The sequence below is a fragment of the Amycolatopsis vancoresmycina genome (assembly GCF_000716785.1).
Classification (GTDB): domain Bacteria; phylum Actinomycetota; class Actinomycetes; order Mycobacteriales; family Pseudonocardiaceae; genus Amycolatopsis; species Amycolatopsis vancoresmycina.
In genome coordinates this window covers 351,782-366,384 of sequence record NZ_JNYY01000016.1, presented here as the reverse complement: position 1 = coordinate 366,384, position 14,603 = coordinate 351,782, and the positions used below count along the sequence as shown (strand labels likewise).

14 protein-coding genes are annotated in these 14,603 nt (G+C 71.4%); 8 read left to right on the top strand and 6 right to left on the bottom strand.

What is annotated here, in order from left to right; all coding sequences use genetic code 11:
• Positions 1-188: 188 nt before the first annotated feature.
• Genes uvrC through whiA form a run of 4 tightly spaced genes read left to right on the top strand, consistent with a single transcriptional unit; the run spans position 189 to position 5,024 of the window.
• The gene (uvrC, locus tag OO60_RS33400; RefSeq protein ID WP_081655946.1) at positions 189-2,144 is read left to right on the top strand and encodes an excinuclease ABC subunit UvrC; all 1,956 of its coding nucleotides are present in this window, start codon (positions 189-191) and stop codon (positions 2,142-2,144) included.
• A gap of 42 nt (positions 2,145-2,186) precedes the next feature.
• Entirely contained in the window at positions 2,187-3,044 is an 858-nt protein-coding gene (gene rapZ / locus OO60_RS33395) for an RNase adapter RapZ (protein ID WP_003101350.1), read from the top strand.
• Between the two features lies 1 nt (position 3,045).
• Positions 3,046-4,041: a gluconeogenesis factor YvcK family protein gene (locus OO60_RS33390; protein ID WP_033262814.1), complete on the top strand. Its 996-nt coding sequence runs from the start codon at positions 3,046-3,048 to the stop codon at positions 4,039-4,041.
• On the top strand, positions 4,032-5,024 hold the full coding sequence (whiA, locus tag OO60_RS33385; protein WP_033262813.1) for a DNA-binding protein WhiA: 993 nt from the start codon (positions 4,032-4,034) through the stop codon (positions 5,022-5,024). Before OO60_RS33390 ends, whiA begins: the two co-directional genes overlap by 10 nt.
• On the opposite strand, the gene OO60_RS46065 is transcribed toward whiA, so the two are convergent.
• Positions 4,990-5,856: a hypothetical protein gene (locus tag OO60_RS46065; RefSeq protein ID WP_051767835.1), complete on the bottom strand. Its 867-nt coding sequence runs from the start codon at positions 5,854-5,856 to the stop codon at positions 4,990-4,992. The two genes, whiA and OO60_RS46065, sit on opposite strands and share 35 nt — an antisense overlap.
• The gene (locus OO60_RS33375) at positions 5,853-6,260 is read right to left on the bottom strand and encodes a DUF6086 family protein (RefSeq protein ID WP_004560658.1); all 408 of its coding nucleotides are present in this window, start codon (positions 6,258-6,260) and stop codon (positions 5,853-5,855) included. Before OO60_RS33375 ends, OO60_RS46065 begins: the two co-directional genes overlap by 4 nt.
• A gap of 145 nt (positions 6,261-6,405) precedes the next feature.
• On the opposite strand from OO60_RS33375, the gene OO60_RS33370 reads away from it, so the two are divergent.
• Positions 6,406-7,365, top strand: coding sequence for a glucosyl-3-phosphoglycerate synthase (locus tag OO60_RS33370; protein WP_004560657.1), 960 nt, complete (start codon positions 6,406-6,408; stop codon positions 7,363-7,365).
• Between the two features lies 1 nt (position 7,366).
• Here OO60_RS33370 and OO60_RS33365 read toward each other — a convergent pair whose 3' ends face one another.
• Complete coding sequence (locus OO60_RS33365; protein WP_240490886.1) at positions 7,367-8,272, bottom strand: phosphotransferase family protein; 906 nt, start codon at positions 8,270-8,272, stop codon at positions 7,367-7,369.
• Entirely contained in the window at positions 8,218-8,682 is a 465-nt protein-coding gene (locus OO60_RS33360) for a glycine-rich domain-containing protein (RefSeq protein WP_033262812.1), read from the bottom strand. Before OO60_RS33360 ends, OO60_RS33365 begins: the two co-directional genes overlap by 55 nt.
• Before the next feature lie 95 nt (positions 8,683-8,777).
• Here OO60_RS33360 and OO60_RS33355 point away from each other — a divergent pair, with 95 nt between their 5' ends.
• On the top strand, positions 8,778-9,539 hold the full coding sequence (locus OO60_RS33355) for a GntR family transcriptional regulator (protein ID WP_033262811.1): 762 nt from the start codon (positions 8,778-8,780) through the stop codon (positions 9,537-9,539).
• On the opposite strand, the gene OO60_RS33350 is transcribed toward OO60_RS33355, so the two are convergent.
• Complete coding sequence (locus tag OO60_RS33350; RefSeq protein ID WP_004560653.1) at positions 9,518-10,390, bottom strand: sterol desaturase family protein; 873 nt, start codon at positions 10,388-10,390, stop codon at positions 9,518-9,520. The genes OO60_RS33355 and OO60_RS33350 overlap by 22 nt on opposite strands.
• A 69-nt stretch (positions 10,391-10,459) precedes the next feature.
• Between OO60_RS33350 and OO60_RS33345 the strand changes: the two genes are divergently transcribed.
• Positions 10,460-11,068: a TetR/AcrR family transcriptional regulator gene (locus tag OO60_RS33345; RefSeq protein ID WP_240490885.1), complete on the top strand. Its 609-nt coding sequence runs from the start codon at positions 10,460-10,462 to the stop codon at positions 11,066-11,068.
• 184 nt (positions 11,069-11,252) lie between these two features.
• Positions 11,253-11,621 carry a hypothetical protein gene (locus OO60_RS33340; protein WP_004560651.1) on the top strand — a complete coding sequence of 123 codons (369 nt, stop codon included), beginning with the start codon at positions 11,253-11,255 and terminating at the stop codon, positions 11,619-11,621.
• Positions 11,622-11,669: 48 nt separating this feature from the next.
• Here the strand turns inward: OO60_RS33340 and OO60_RS33335 are convergent, their stop codons facing one another.
• On the bottom strand, positions 11,670-14,234 hold the full coding sequence (locus OO60_RS33335; RefSeq protein WP_004560650.1) for a PQQ-dependent sugar dehydrogenase: 2,565 nt from the start codon (positions 14,232-14,234) through the stop codon (positions 11,670-11,672).
• Positions 14,235-14,603: the final 369 nt, after the last annotated feature.

The following is a 14,603-nucleotide window of genomic DNA, read 5'->3' as shown; positions in this document are numbered from 1 at the left end:
GTGATCCTTTCGACAGGGGGACCGGATCGGTGGTCGGAAAGTAACCACCGCGTCACCTGCGAGGGCACCGACGAAGGTCGTGACCGGACGAAGACCCGACTTCCGGCGGATCGGACAGCGGACGCCCCCCGACCGCGGCCGGACGGGGGCGTGCGAGAACTGTCGGTGGTGCCAAATACGCTGGGGGGGTGGCTGACCCGACCACCTACCGTCCCTCGCCGGGGAGCATCCCGGATGCCCCTGGCGTGTACAAGTTCCGCGACGCGACCAAGCGGGTCATCTACGTCGGCAAGGCGAAGAGCCTCCGGAGCAGGCTGAACTCCTACTTCGCCGACCTCTCCGGCCTGCACCCGCGCACGCGCCAGATGGTCACCACGGCCGCGAGCGTCGAATGGACCGTCGTCACCACCGAGGTCGAGGCGCTCCAGCTGGAGTACAACTGGATCAAGGAGTTCGACCCCCGGTTCAACGTCCGCTACCGCGACGACAAGAGCTACCCGGTGCTCGCGGTGACGCTGAACGAGGAGTTCCCCCGCCTGCACGTCTACCGCGGCGCGCGCAAGAAGGGCGTCCGGTACTTCGGCCCGTACGCGCACGCGTGGGCCATCCGGGAGACCCTCGACCTGCTGCTGCGCGTCTTCCCGGCCCGCACGTGCTCGGCCGGGGTGTTCCGCCGCCACGGCCAGATCGGCCGCCCCTGCCTGCTCGGCTACATCGACAAGTGCTCGGCGCCGTGCGTGGGCCGGGTGTCGGCCGACGAGCACCGCGACATCGTCGAGGACTTCTGCGACTTCCTCGCGGGCAAGACCGACGTCATGATCAAGCGCCTGGAAGCCGAGATGGCCGCCGCGTCCGAGGAGCTCGAGTTCGAGCGCGCCGCCCGGCTGCGCGACGACCTCGGCGCGCTGCGCCGCGCCATGGAGAAGCAGGCCGTGGTGCTCGGCGACGGCACGGACGCCGACGTCGTCGCCTTCGCCCACGACGAGCTCGAGGCCGCCGTCCAGGTCTTCCACGTGCGCGGCGGGCGCGTCCGCGGCCAGCGCGGCTGGGTGATCGACAAGGCCGAGGAGATGGACGTCCCGGCGCTGGTCGACCACTTCCTCACCCAGTTCTACGGCGACGAGGCCGAGCTCGACGCGCGCGACGACGTCGACTCCGGCCCGGTCGTCCCGCGCGAGGTCCTGGTGCCCGAGCTGCCCGCCGACGCGGACGCGGTGGCGGAGTGGCTCACCGGGCTGCGCGGGTCGCGCGTCCAGCTGCGGGTGCCGCAGCGCGGCGACAAGAAGGCGCTCGCCGAGACCGTCCAGCGCAACGCCGGGGAGGCGTTCACCCAGCACAAGCTGCGCCGCGCCGGTGACCTCACCGCGCGCTCGGCGGCGCTCACGGAGCTGCAGGAGTTCCTCGCCCTCGACACGGCGCCGCTGCGCATCGAGTGCATCGACATCAGCCACATCCAGGGCAGCGACGTCGTCGCGTCGCTCGTCGTCTTCGAGGACGGCCTCGCGCGCAAGTCCGAATACCGGCGCTTCGCGCTGCGGGAGGCGGCCACGGAGGGTGACGTCGCCTCGATCGCCGAGGTCGTCCGGCGCCGCTTCCACCGCTACCTCAAGGAAACCTCGGAAGAGTCGAGCACACCGGGGCTCGACCCGGAGACCGGGCGGCCGAAGAAGTTCGCCTACCCGCCGAACCTGCTGGTCGTCGACGGCGCGGGCCCGCAGGCCACCGCGGCCGCCGACGTGCTGGCCGAGCTCGGCATCACCGACATCTCGGTGATCGGGCTGGCCAAGCGGCTGGAGGAGGTCTGGCTGCCCGCCGACCCCGATCCGGTGATCCTGCCCCGGACGTCGGAGGGGCTGTACCTGCTGCAGCGGCTGCGTGACGAGGCCCACCGCTTCGCCATCGCCTACCACCGCGAGAAGCGCTCCAAACGGCTGCAGACGTCCGAATTGGACAGTGTGCCCGGGCTGGGGCAGGCTCGCCGCACCGCGCTGATCAAGCACTTCGGCTCGGTGAAGAAGCTCAAGCAGGCCAGGATCGAAGAGATCGAGGCGGTGCCCGGCTTCGGCAGGCGCACCGCGGAGGCCGTGGTCGCCGCGCTGGCCGGGGAGTCCGGCGCGAGCAACGGCACAGGAGCAGGGGAGTAAGGGAAGACAGTGAGTGCGCAAGAAGAGATCCGCGGGTCCGGCATGGAGGTCGCGGTCGTGTCCGGGCTCTCCGGCGCCGGCCGCAGCACCGCGGCCAAGTGCCTGGAGGACCTGGGCTGGTTCGTCGTCGACAACCTGCCCCCGGAGCTGATCGCCACCATGGTCGAGCTGGGCGCGCAGGCGCGCGGCGCGATCACGAAGGTGGCCGTCGTCATGGACGTGCGCTCGCGCGCGTTCACCGACGACCTCGCCTCGGTCATCAAGGACCTCGACGCGCGGGGCTACAAGCCGCGCGTGCTGTTCCTGGAAGCGACCGACGCGGTGCTGGTGCGGCGCTTCGAAGCCGTCCGCCGCGGCCACCCGATGCAGGGTGACGGCCGGCTCGCCGACGGCATCACGGCGGAGCGGACGCTGCTGGAGCCGCTGCGCGAAGAGGCCGACCTGGTGCTCGACACGTCGTCGCTGTCGGTGCACGACCTGCGCGCCAAGATCGAGGACGCGTTCGGCTCCGAGGCGAGCACCCAGACCCGGGTCACCGTGCTGTCCTTCGGCTACAAGTACGGCCTGCCGATGGACGCCGACCTGGTGATGGACGTCCGGTTCCTGCCGAACCCGTTCTGGATCCCGGAGCTGCGCGAACACACGGGCCTCGACGGCGAGGTCCGCAACTACGTCCTCTCGCAGGAAGGCGCGGAAGAGTTCCTGGACCGCTACCACCAGCTGCTGCGGCTGATCGGCGCCGGCTACAAGCGCGAGGGCAAGCGGTACCTGACGCTCGCCGTCGGCTGCACCGGCGGCAAGCACCGCAGCGTGGCGCTGTCCGTGGAACTCGCCCAGCGTCTGTCCAAAGAGGACGGTATGGCCGTGAAGGTGGTGCACCGCGACCTTGGTCGTGAATAACGTGCGCGCGGTCGCCCTCGGGGGCGGCCACGGGCTGCACGCCACGTTGTCCGCGGTGCGGCGGGTGACCCCCGACGTCACCGCGATCGTGACCGTGGCCGACGACGGCGGATCGTCCGGCAGGCTGCGGCGCGAACTCGGCCTGCTGCCGCCGGGCGACCTGCGGCAGGCGTTCGCCGCCTTCGCCGCGGAGGACGGCGGCACGCTGTGGGCCGAAGTCTTCCAGCACCGCTTCGGCGGCGACGGTGCGCTGGCCGGCCACGCGGTGGGGAACCTGCTGCTGGCCGGGCTGTTCGAGGTGCTCGGCGACCCGGTCGCCGCGCTCGACGAAGCCTGCCGGCTGATGGGCGTCTCGGGCCGCGTGCTGCCGATGTCGCCGGAACCCCTCGAAATCGAAGGCCAGGTCAGCGGTCTCGACAGCGAGGACCCGGCGGCGCTGCGGACGATCCGCGGCCAGGTCGCGGTGGCCACCACCCCGGGTCAGGTGCGGCGGGTCAGCCTGCGCTCGCCGGGCCGCGCCGGGCGCCCGCCACTGGCGTGCGACGAGGCCGTGGAAGCGGTGCTGAACGCCGACGTCGTCTTCCTCGGGCCGGGTTCGTGGTTCACCAGCGTGCTGCCGCACCTGCTCGTGCCCGGGCTGCGCGACGCGCTCGTGCGGACGGCCGCGACGAAGGCACTCGTGCTCAACCTTGTCCCCCAGCCGGGGGAAACCGCGGGATTCTCCCCGGAGCGCCACCTCGACGTACTCTTCGAGCACGCGCCCGATCTGCGGGTCGACGCGGTGATCGCGGACCGCGATTCCGTGCCCGACCCGGCGAATCTCCGCCGCGCGGCGGAACGGCTCGGCGGCCGGGCGCACCTGGGGGCGGTGGCCGACCCCGAAGTGCCGGGACGGCATGATCCTGATGCGCTCGCGTTGTGCATGCGGGAGGCTCTCGGTCTCGGCGGGGAGCACGGGGGAGGAGCGAAAGGCAGGGAGGGGCAGGAATGGCGATGACCGCCGCGGTGAAGGACGAGCTGAGCCGGCTGGAGATCACGAAGATCGGGCCGCGCCGGGCGGAGGTCGCGTCGCTGCTTCGCTTCGCCGGCGGCCTGCACATCGTGGCCGGCCGGGTGGTCGTGGAGGCGGAGCTCGACACGGGCTCGGTCGCGCGACGGCTGCGCAAGGAGATCCACGAGCTGTACGGCCACCATTCGGACGTCCACGTGATCACCGCCAGCGGCGGCCTGCGCAAGGGCACCCGGTACGTGGTGCGCGTGGTCAAGGACGGCGAGGGCCTGGCCCGCCAGACCGGGCTGATCGACCAGCGCGGCCGCCCGGTGCGCGGGCTGCCGGCGGCCGTGGTGTCCGGGGGAGTGGCCGACGCGGAAGCGGCGTGGCGGGGCGCGTTCCTCGCGCACGGCTCGCTGACCGAGCCGGGCCGCTCGTCGTCGCTGGAGGTGACGTGCCCCGGCCCGGAGGCGGCGCTGGCCCTGGTGGGCGCGGCCCGCCGGATGGGCATCCAGGCGAAGTCCCGCGAGGTCCGCGGCGCGGACCGGGTGGTGGTCCGCGACGGCGACGCGATCGGCGCGCTGCTGACGCGCCTGGGCGCGCACGCGAGCGTCCTGCAGTGGGAAGAGCGCCGGATGCGCCGCGAAGTCCGCGCGACGGCGAACCGCCTGGCCAACTTCGACGACGCGAACCTGCGCCGCTCGGCCCGCGCGGCGGTCGCGGCGGCGGCCCGGGTGGAGCGGGCGCTGGAGATCCTCGGCGACACGGCCCCGGACCACCTGCTGGCGGCGGGCCGGCTCCGGCTGTCCAACCGGCAAGCGTCCCTGGAGGAACTGGGCCAGCTGTCGGACCCGCAGATGACGAAGGACGCGGTGGCCGGGCGGATCCGCCGCCTGCTGGCGATGGCGGACAAGCGCGCGAAGGACCTGGGCATCCCGGACACGGAGTCCGCGGTCACGCCGGAGATGCTCGAAGAGGAAGACGCCTGACGAGGTCCCGCAGCCACGGCTCGGCGATCGCGGGTTCGCGGCTCATCGCGCGGGCGAGCCGCTCGCGCACGGCCCGCGTGCGCCCGGCTTCGACGATCGCGACCGCTTCGGCCAGCGCCCGGCGGGTGCGGTCGTCGTGCGCGGGTTCGCGGATGTCCCCGTCGTGCCAGCGGTCCCGCCGGAACGACGGGGCGAGCTTGTGCTGGTGGTCGGCGAGGTAGCCGAGCACCGCCGCGTCGACCGAGACGTTGCGGATCGAGCCGCTGGGCAGGTCCCGCACCCACTCGGCGTGCTGCTGCCAGCGGCGGGTTTTCGGGCTGGTGGCCGTGCGCCAGGTCAGTCCGACGATCCGGATCCGCCGCCGGATGGCGGGCCAGTCGGCGCGTTCGCCGGCCGCCCAGTCGCGCAGGATCCCGACCAGGTGCCCGAAAGAGCCGCCCGAAGACACGGCGTCGACGAAGGTGAGGGGCCGGGAACCCCGGGCGAGGCGCTCCGGGGCGAGGCCGTGGGCGGCCAGGTTCGCCCGCAGCTGCGCCACCTCCGCCGGGCGGAGCGGCCCCAGCAGCGGGTGGTCGATCCACCCGGTGGACAGCGGCAGCAGGTGCAGCCGGCCCGGATCCGGCAGCGCGCCGCCGAGCAGGTCGAAGACGGAGTCGGCGGACCGGCCGACGAAGTGCAGCTCGCCGTCCTCCGACCGCGCGACCACCTTCGCGGCGCAGTCGATCAGGTCGTCGAGGAACCACAGGTCCGGCTCGGGAACCCCGTCGAGCAGGGTGCCGAGGTGGTCGGGGCGCACGAGGTCCCAGCGGAACGGCCGGATCGCTTCGATCACACCGGCATCGCCCGTTCGTACTCGGCCACGAGCTCGGCGAGCCGGTCCGGCCCGGCCGCCCCGCCACCCGGGACGTCCCGCGGCGAGTGGCCGGCCGGTCCGTCGAGCGCCGGCAGGGCGAGCCCGCCGCGCCGGGCCATGACCGCCGCGGTCGCCACGAACCCTTCGAGCAGCGCTCGCTTGATCGGGTGCGACGTCGCGCGGTACTCGGCGACGAGCGCGTCGGCGAACGCCGCGAAGACGGTTCCGTCGATCGGGTGGTCGTCGGGATCGCCGGGCGTGGTGCCGATCCCGTGCGGCCCGCCGAGCGGGACGTGGGCCGCGGCAAGGTGCACGAAGAGCGTCCCGGGCCCGTTGGACGGGTTCCAGACGTCGGTGCCGTCGATGCTGAAGTACTGGCTCATCGGCGCCGACCCTAGGCCGCGGCGCCCGCAGCCGTCAGCCGGTTTAACGCGGCCTGCCATCTCGTAACACCCCGGTAGCACCGCGGAACGGCCGCCGAAACGCGGGACCTCGAACCTCGGAGGTGAACGAGGGAAGGGGAAACGCATGCTGCAGGTTTCGCCGGAGATCGGCACCTGGCTCACCCGGCGCAGCAGCCGGACCGGGGACTGGACGACCGCGGACCTCGTCGAGGCCAAACGCGGGGCCACGGTGTCGGTGGTCATCCCGGCCCGGAACGAGGAAGCCACCGTCGGCGCGATCGTGACCGCCATCCGCGAGGACCTCCACGGCGTGCTCGTCGACGAAATCCTGGTCGTCGACAGCCACTCCACCGACGCGACGGCCGAGGTGGCCGCGGCCGCGGGGGCGGACGTCGTCGCGCAGGACGCCGTGCTCCCCGCGCTCGGCGGCCTGCCGGGCAAGGGCGAAGCGCTGTGGAAGGGTGTCGCGGCCACGAGCGGCGACCTGGTCGTCTTCGTCGACGGCGACCTCCACGACTTCACCACGGACTACGTCACCGGGCTGCTCGGCCCGCTGCTCACAGACCCGACGGTCGCCTACGTCAAGGGGTTCTACCACCGCCCCCTCGGCGCGGAGGCGGACGGCGGCGGCCGGGTCACCGAGCTCGTCGCCCGCCCGCTGCTCAACATGTTCTGGCCGGAGCTGGCGGGCTTCGTCCAGCCCCTCGCGGGCGAATACGCGGGCCGCCGCGAAGTGCTGGAGAGCATCCCGTTCGTGGCGAACTACGGCGTCGAGATCGGCCACCTGATCGACCTGCTGGAGCGGCGCGGCCTCGACGCACTGGCCCAGGTCGACCTCGGCCACCGCGTGCACCGCCACCAGAGCACCCAGGCACTGGGCCGGATGGCGGGCCAGATCATGCAGACGCTGTTCGACCGGCTGGAGCGCTACGGCCGCCTGATCACGGCAACGCCCCCGGCGACGATGCTGGCCCAGTTCCGGCGCGGCTCGTCGGACGGGTTCGACCGCGAGCTGGTCCTGACCGACCTGACGTCCCCGGAACGCCCGCCGCTGAACAGCCTCCGGCTGCGGGACATCGCGTAACTCAGGCGGTGAGCGCGAGCCGCCAGCTCGCGTAGTCACGAGCCGTCCGGGCCAGGGATTCGGTGGCGGCCTTGCCGGTCCACAATCCCGCGACGCAGGCGGCGAAGGCCGTCACGGAGTCAGGGGACGCCGAAGCCCAGCGTGTGTGCGCACGCGCCCAGGCTTCGGCGTCCGCCGGACGGTGACCGGCGGCCACGAGCCGGATCACCAGGAACGCCGGGTCGACCCACGGCGCGCCGGAAGCGGGCCAGCCCCAGTCGACGACGCAGGCTCCGCCGTCGTCACCCAGCAGGAACTGGTCGGCGTGCAGATCGGTGTGGAGCAGGCAGGAGCCGGTCAGCAGCTCCGGCGCCTTCTCCTCCCAGGAGGCGAGCCGGCGCACATCGAGGGCGCCGGACAGCTCCGCCCGGGCGGCGAGGCGCGGCCACCAAGGCGTTTTCCAACGGTCGGCCAGCGATCGCAGGTGGGGAGCCTCGATCGCACCGATCCGGTTCACTGCGGTAGCGACGGCGGGAAGATCCGGTGACTCCGGTCCGAGAGCGGCGGGCTGCCCGTCGACGTGGGCGAAGCCGACGACCAGCCAGTCGCCGACATCCTGCTGGAACAGGACCTCCGGCGCGAGCCCGCCGAGGAGCGGCGCGATCTCGGCTTCGTTGCGCAGCCAGCGCATCGCGGCCGACACACCCCGGACCCCCTTGAGGAACACGGACGGACGACCATCGCGCCGCAGGGTCACGGCAACGCTCGAACTGCGCATCGCCGCTGCCGGAACGGTTTCGCTGATCGGACCGAGGTGGTCGTGCACCACGTCGCGAACCGCAGCGGGCAGCTCTTTCCAGTCGTACAGAGGTGTCACCTTCCGTTCGTGTCGGTGTTTTCGTTGCCTTCTTTGCCGGACGCGCGACACCCGTCGTCGCCGCTGGTGCAGTCTGCCGCGCGAAGCGACCAGAGGTCCGGGTCCACCGGGAAGCCGGCCGAGGCGATGGCGGAAACGGCTTGGCTCAGCTTGAGGTGCCGGTCCGCGATCGAGATGTCGCGCTCCGGTTCGGGCACGTGGTGGATGTAGCCACCGGCCACCCGGTTGCAGAATTCGGCGTATTCCCTGGTGTGCAGGATGAAGGCGTGCCATCCGACGTCCACGAGCGGTGACGGTGCCAGCCCCGGACCGCGGCCGGTCGCACAAGCGCACAGGAAGGCCAGCGTCTGATCGACGACCCGCTCCGCGAGGTCGGGCGGCAAGTCTTCGCTGACGGTGATCCGATCGGCAAGCCGGTCGAACAACTCGTCTGGGATGAGCGATCGGGCGGCGACAGTCATGGCTTCTCCCCAAACTGGTAAGGATGTCAATACGAGTACAGTGGCAGGTGGGTGTCAACTGGTCAAGACGAGTTACCCAGTGGGAGGATGGCTGCATGGTGGATCGCCGAAGTGGAGTCCCGGCCTTCCGGCAGGTCGCTGCCGATCTGCGCGAAAAGATCACCTCTGGCCGGCTGGCAGCCGGTGAGCAGCTACCCAGTGAACGTGACCTGGTCGACCGGTACGGTGTCTCGAGGCCGACGGTCCGGGATGCGGTGAATCTGCTCCGGTCCGAAGGTCTGGTGACTTCCGAGCATGGACGGGGTGTATTCGTGCGTCCGCCTGCGAATGTGCAACGTCTCGCGCGGTCTCGGCTTTCGCGTGCAGCGCGGGATCGGAATCGGGGTGCCTTCCTCGCGGACGCTGCGGAACACGGCTTCACGCCGTCGGCCTCGGTGAAGGTCTCCTTCGAGCGCGCTGACGACCGGGTCGCCGGCTATCTGGCGGTCGAAGCCGGTACGGAGATCGCGGTGCGGGACCGGGTGATGCGCGCCGACGGGCTCGTTGTCCAGCTCGCCGTTTCGCGGCTATCTCGGGAGTTCACCCGCGACACCGCGATCGAGCAGGTCGACACCGGTCCGGGCGGCACGTATGCCCGGCTCGAAGAAGCCGGGCACCGGTTGGCGTCGTTCACTGAGCACGTCGGCGCGCGCATGCCGACGCCGGAAGAAGCTTCGCTCCTGCAGCTCGCCGAGGGTGTGCCGGTCGTGACGGTGACGCGGGTGGCCCACCGCGAGGACGGCGTGCCGGTGGAGATGAACGACATGGTCCTCGCGGCCGATCGCTATCAGCTGTCCTACGAGTGGGCGGCTGACTGAAAACCGGCGGGCTGCCAGCCGGGTGGCCCGAACACGTACCCCGCCCGCTCCCGCCACGTCCGGGCCCCGCGCAGGTCGCGCAGGATCGAGCCGTACTCGTGGAAGCCCACGCGCAGCAGGTTGTACGTGCCGATGTTCTTCGTCAGCCCGTACGTCGGACGGCGGCCCTCGGGGACGAAGCTGCCGAACATCCGGTCCCAGATGATCAGGATGCCGCCGTAGTTCGCGTCCAGGTACTCCTCGTCGCTGCCGTGGTGGACGCGGTGGTGTGAGGGCGTGTTGAACACGTACTCGAACCAGCGGGGCAGCCTGCCGACCTTCTCCGTGTGCACGAAGAACTGGTACACCAGGTCGATCGACAGGCCCGTCAGGATCATCCACGGCGGGATGCCGCACAGCGCCAGCACCGACCAGAACGGCAGCTGGAAGTACGGCGTCCACTTCTGCCGCAGCGCCGTCGAGAAGTTGTAGTGCTCGCTCGAGTGGTGGACCTGGTGCCCGGCCCACAGCAGCCGCACCCGGTGGCTGGCGCGGTGGTACGCGTAGAACACCAGTTCCTGGCCGAGCAGCATCAGCACCCACGTCCACCAGTCGCGCGGGTCGAACCGCACCGGCGCCAGCTCGAACAGGGCCGCGAACACGACCAGCATCACCAGCCGGAACAGCGCGTTCACGCCGACCGCCACCGTGCCCATCAGCATGCTCGTGCGGGTGTCGGCGACGCTGTAGCCGACCACGTTGTCGTCGTGGCCGAGCACGTGCACCGCCACGATCTCGATCGTCACGAACAGCAGGAACACCGGAACCGCGAACAGCACCGGGTCGCGCAGGTGCGCCAGGAACTCGGCCACGCCGCCTCCTTCATCTGACCTGACGGTAACTTACCCAAGGGTCACTTTACGCACGGTAGGCTCTCGCGTGTGACGGAGTCAAGGCCGGTCGGGACCAAGGGGATGCCCCGCGAAGAGCGCGAGGCGCAGCTCGTCGTGGCGGGCACCGAGGAGTTCGGCCGGGCCGGCTACGCGGGCGCGTCCATGGTCGAGATCGCGCGCCGGGTCGGGGTCACGAAGCCGCTGCTGTACCAGTACTTCGGCTCGAAGGACGGGCTCTACCTGGCCTGCCTGCACCGGGCGGGCGGGCGGCTCACCGAGGGCGTCGCGACGACCATGGCCGCCGGCGGGGAGCCCGACCAGATGCCGCTGAAGGTCCTGGCGGCGATCTTCACGACTTTCGACCACGACCGCTACGCCTGGCGCCTCCTGCGCGACGCGACGGTGCCGGCCACCGGGGACATCGCCGCCGCGGCCGCGGACTACCGGCGGCGCCTCGACGCCTTCGCGGTGCTGGGCGCGACGCAGCTGCTGACGTCGCGCGGCCTGGCCGACCCGGTCGACATCGAGGCGGTCGCGCAGGTCTGGACGGGTGTGGTCGACTCGCTGATCAGCTGGTGGATCGACCGCCCGGACGAGGACGCCGGGGCGATGACGGCCCGCTGCGCCCGGATCATGGGCGGCCTGTTCGGCTGGTGAGGCCCGCTCCGGTGTCCACTGTGGACTTCGCCGGACGGCTGACGGCGGGTACCGGCGGTTTCGCCCGATTTGTTCGCTTCCGGTGACACGGAGAGTGCTCGCCGTGAATTCGTTCCCCGAACGGCGTAGCGAAACCGGCCCGGTTCGCGATTAATCAGGGAAGCCGTTCGTCGAGAGGTGTCCCATGCCCGAACCAGCCGCATCCGTCCCGGCCGATCCCCGGCTCGCCGCGCGGTTCACCGAGGATCTGCTCGACGGATGCCGGGTTCTCGCGAAGGATTACGGCTACCGGCCCGCCCAGTTCGAACGCATGGTGCGCGAGCACGGCGGCGTCGAGGCGGCCCGGCTGCTGCTGCGCGGGGCCGGCACCGCGGGCGGGTTCACCGTGCTCTGGGAGAAGAACCAGCTCGGCCGCAGCTCCGAGGCGGTCATGCTGCGTGAGGAGTACGCCGAGCTGTTCACCCCCGACGAGCTCCTGCTGGCCCGCCGCCGGCTGGAGGAACACGGCTTCGACGTCGACGCCCACCTGCGCCGGGTGGCGGGGACGCAGTAAGGGCGGCAGGGGTGACCGGCGCCGCTCCGGTCACCCCTGCCGCGGCTTTCAGGCCGCCGCGCTGGACTTGCCGCGCAGCACGACGCTGCCCGTCGATGCGCCCTTGATCGCCGTTTCGATCTGGGCCATCGTCGAGGACGACGTCAGGCCGGGGACCGTGGCGGTGTTCAGGGCGTAGAGCGTGAACGTGTACGGGTGGCTCGAGCCGCCCGGGCAGGGGCCGAAGAACTTCTGCGCGTTCGCCCCGCTGCCCATCGCCTTCTGTTTGGCGCCGCCCTGGTTCGGCACCGTGTAGCCCGCTCCGAGCCCTTCCGGGAGGGAGCGAGCCGACGCCGGGACGTCCCAGATCGCCCAGTGCAGCTTGTTCCCGCTGTTGGCGACGTCGGCGAACACGACGGCGTAGCCCTTCGCGCCGTCGGAGGCGCCCCACGCCAGCGGCGGCGACGGGTCCTGGCCCGCCGTGCCGTCCCCGGCGCAGGTGTACTTGTCCGGGATGGTGGCGTTGTCGGCGAAGGCGGAGCTGGTCAGCTTGAAGCCGCTCGGCGTGCCGCCGCCCGGGAACTTCAGCCGCACGATCACGTTGTCCAGCACCGACGGCGTGCCGCCGTTCTTGTCGTTGTTGGTCGAGGTCAGCCAGAGCCCGCCGTCCGGGGTCTTCGTGACCGAGCGCAGCCGGCCCCAGCGGCCGGAGAACAGCGTCGACACCGTGCCGACGCCGGTGCCCGCCGCGTTGATCTGGGTGGCGAACAGCTGCTCGCCGGTGACGCCGGCGATGTAGATCCAGTCGTTGACGATCTCCAGCCCGCTCGGCCCGGCCTGCGACGTCGGCCAGGTCTTCTTCGGGGCGATGTAGCCGCTGCAGCTGCCCTGCGTGCCTTCGCAGCTCGGCCAGCCGAAGTTGCCGCCCTTCTGGATCAGGTTGAGCTCGTCCTGGCTGCTTTCGCCGAACTCCGCCGCCCACAGCTGGCCGCGGGAGTCCCAGGCCAGGCCCTGCGGGTTGCGGTGGCCGTAGCTCCAGACGTACCGGGCGTTGCCGCCGGTGGCGTAGAACGGGTTGTCGCTCGGCGCGGAGCCGTCCGGGTTGAGCCGCAGGATCTTCCCGTTGAGGGAGCTCTTGTTCTGCGCGTTGTCGCTGTTCTTGGCGTCGCCGACGGTGGCGTACAGCTTGCCGTCCGGGCCGAACTTGATCCGGCCGCCGTTGTGGTAGCGGTTCTTCGCGATCCCGGTGAGCACCGGCGTCGACGTCGAGGACAGCGTGCTGCCGTCGTAGGTCATCTTCACGATCCGGTTGTCCCCGGAGGCCGTGTGGTACAGGTAGATCGCGTGGTCGCTCGCCCAGTTCGGCGAGATCGCCAGGCCGAGGAGGCCGCCTTCGCCGTTCGTGCCGACCGCGCCCGGCACCTTGCCCAGCGTCGTCTTCTGGCCGGACGGCGTCACGAGCAGAATCTCGAACCGGTCCCGTTCGGTCGCCAGCGCGTTGCCGTTGGGCAGGAAGTCCACCGACCAGGCGAGGTCGACCTTCGCGATGTCCTTGTCGTACTCGGGGATGCCCCCGGCGCCGCCCGGCGCGCTCGTCTTCGCCGTGACGGCGTTGCTCGCGGCCGAGGTGTTGCCGTCGGGGTCGCGGGCCTTCACGGTGAAGGTGTAGGAGGTGTTCGGGTTCAGGTCCGTGACCGTCGTGCTCAGCGAAGTCGTGGTCGCGACCTTCGTGGCGCCCTGGTAGACGTCGTACCCGGCGATGGTCCCGCCGTTGTCCGTGGAAGCGTTCCACGCCAGGGAGACGCTGTTCGCGGTGACGCCGGTGGTGCGCAGGTTGCCCGGCACGGTGGGCGGCGTGGTGTCGTTGCTCGGCGGCGTCGTGAAGGTGACGACGTTGCTCTGCTGCGACGGGTTCCCGGCCGCGTCGAACGCGCCGACGGAGATGTCGTAGGCGGTGTTCGGGGTCAGGTTGTCGACGGTGGCGCTGGTCGTGTTCCCGTCGACGGTCTTGAGGACGTTGCCGCCGCGGTTGATCTCGTAGCGGACGACGCCGACGTTGTCCGTCGCGGCGGTCCAGGTGAAGGTGGCCGCGGTGGGCAGGATGTTGCTCGCGCTGAGGTTCGACGGCGCCGACGGCGGTTCGCCGTCGGTCGGCGCGGTGAAGGTGTCGGTGAGCTTGTCGGCGTTCGGGCCGCCGTTGGCGGTGGTCGCCGTGGTGCGGACCTTGTTGACGCCGGCGGTGAGCTGGACGGTCGCGGTGACGGTCTTCCAGGTGGTCCAAGCGCCGGTGGCGGGGAAGTCGACGGTGCCCTTGTCCCCGCCGTCGACGGTCAGCTTCACCGGCCGGTTGTCGGCGGTTCCGTTGGCGTAGCGGAAGGTCAGCGTGTGCGTGCCCGCCTGGGCGGCGTTCACGGAGTACTCGACGTAGCTGCCGACGACGTTGTCGAAGTTGACGAAGCCGGTGCCGCTGTAGCCGGCGTGGTTCGACTCGACCGCGCCCTGGGAGATGGTGGCGTTTTCGGCTTCGTAGTCGGTGTCGGCGGCGAAAGCGCTTACCGGAGTGACGGCGGTGAAGCCGAGCGCCGCGACGGCGGTACCGGCCAGTACCGCGCGCCACGGTGGACGGGGTGCCACTGGGAGCCTCCTGCGTTGTCGGGGGACAGGGGGTGACCGGGGCGGAATGGTCGGCGGACCACCGGCGGCAATAGTTAGGAAAGTTTCCTATCTATGGGACAGATCACACACCCTGGGAGCGGGCCCTGTCAATACTCGACATGGTGGCTCACCCTGCGTGTCAACGGTTTCCCGCTCAGCGGGGCGGTACGTCCGGACGGCGCAATGTGGCGATGGGGTGTTCGGACGCGGCGGGGCGGGTGGGGGCCGCCGGGGAGAGGCGTGGCGGCCGGGGCGGGCAGGGGGCAGCGGATCGAGCCCAGTCCGCCGGGGCGGGCAGGGTGCGGCGGGGCGGGCGGGGGCCGCCGGGCGGACGGAGGTCTGCTGATC

What these genes read in the sequence shown, in the direction of transcription:
- whiA (WP_033262813.1), top strand. Translation starts at nt 4,032, where the DNA reads ATGGCGATGACCGCCGCGGTGAAGGACGAGCTGAGCCGGCTGGAGATC.
- rapZ (WP_003101350.1), top strand. Translation starts at nt 2,187, where the DNA reads ATGGAGGTCGCGGTCGTGTCCGGGCTCTCCGGCGCCGGCCGCAGCACC.
- OO60_RS33355 (WP_033262811.1), top strand. Translation starts at nt 8,778, where the DNA reads ATGGTGGATCGCCGAAGTGGAGTCCCGGCCTTCCGGCAGGTCGCTGCC.
- OO60_RS33370 (WP_004560657.1), top strand. Translation starts at nt 6,406, where the DNA reads ATGCTGCAGGTTTCGCCGGAGATCGGCACCTGGCTCACCCGGCGCAGC.
- OO60_RS33340 (WP_004560651.1), top strand. Translation starts at nt 11,253, where the DNA reads ATGCCCGAACCAGCCGCATCCGTCCCGGCCGATCCCCGGCTCGCCGCG.
- OO60_RS33375 (WP_004560658.1), bottom strand. Translation starts at nt 6,260, where the DNA reads ATGAGCCAGTACTTCAGCATCGACGGCACCGACGTCTGGAACCCGTCC.
- OO60_RS33360 (WP_033262812.1), bottom strand. Translation starts at nt 8,682, where the DNA reads ATGACTGTCGCCGCCCGATCGCTCATCCCAGACGAGTTGTTCGACCGG.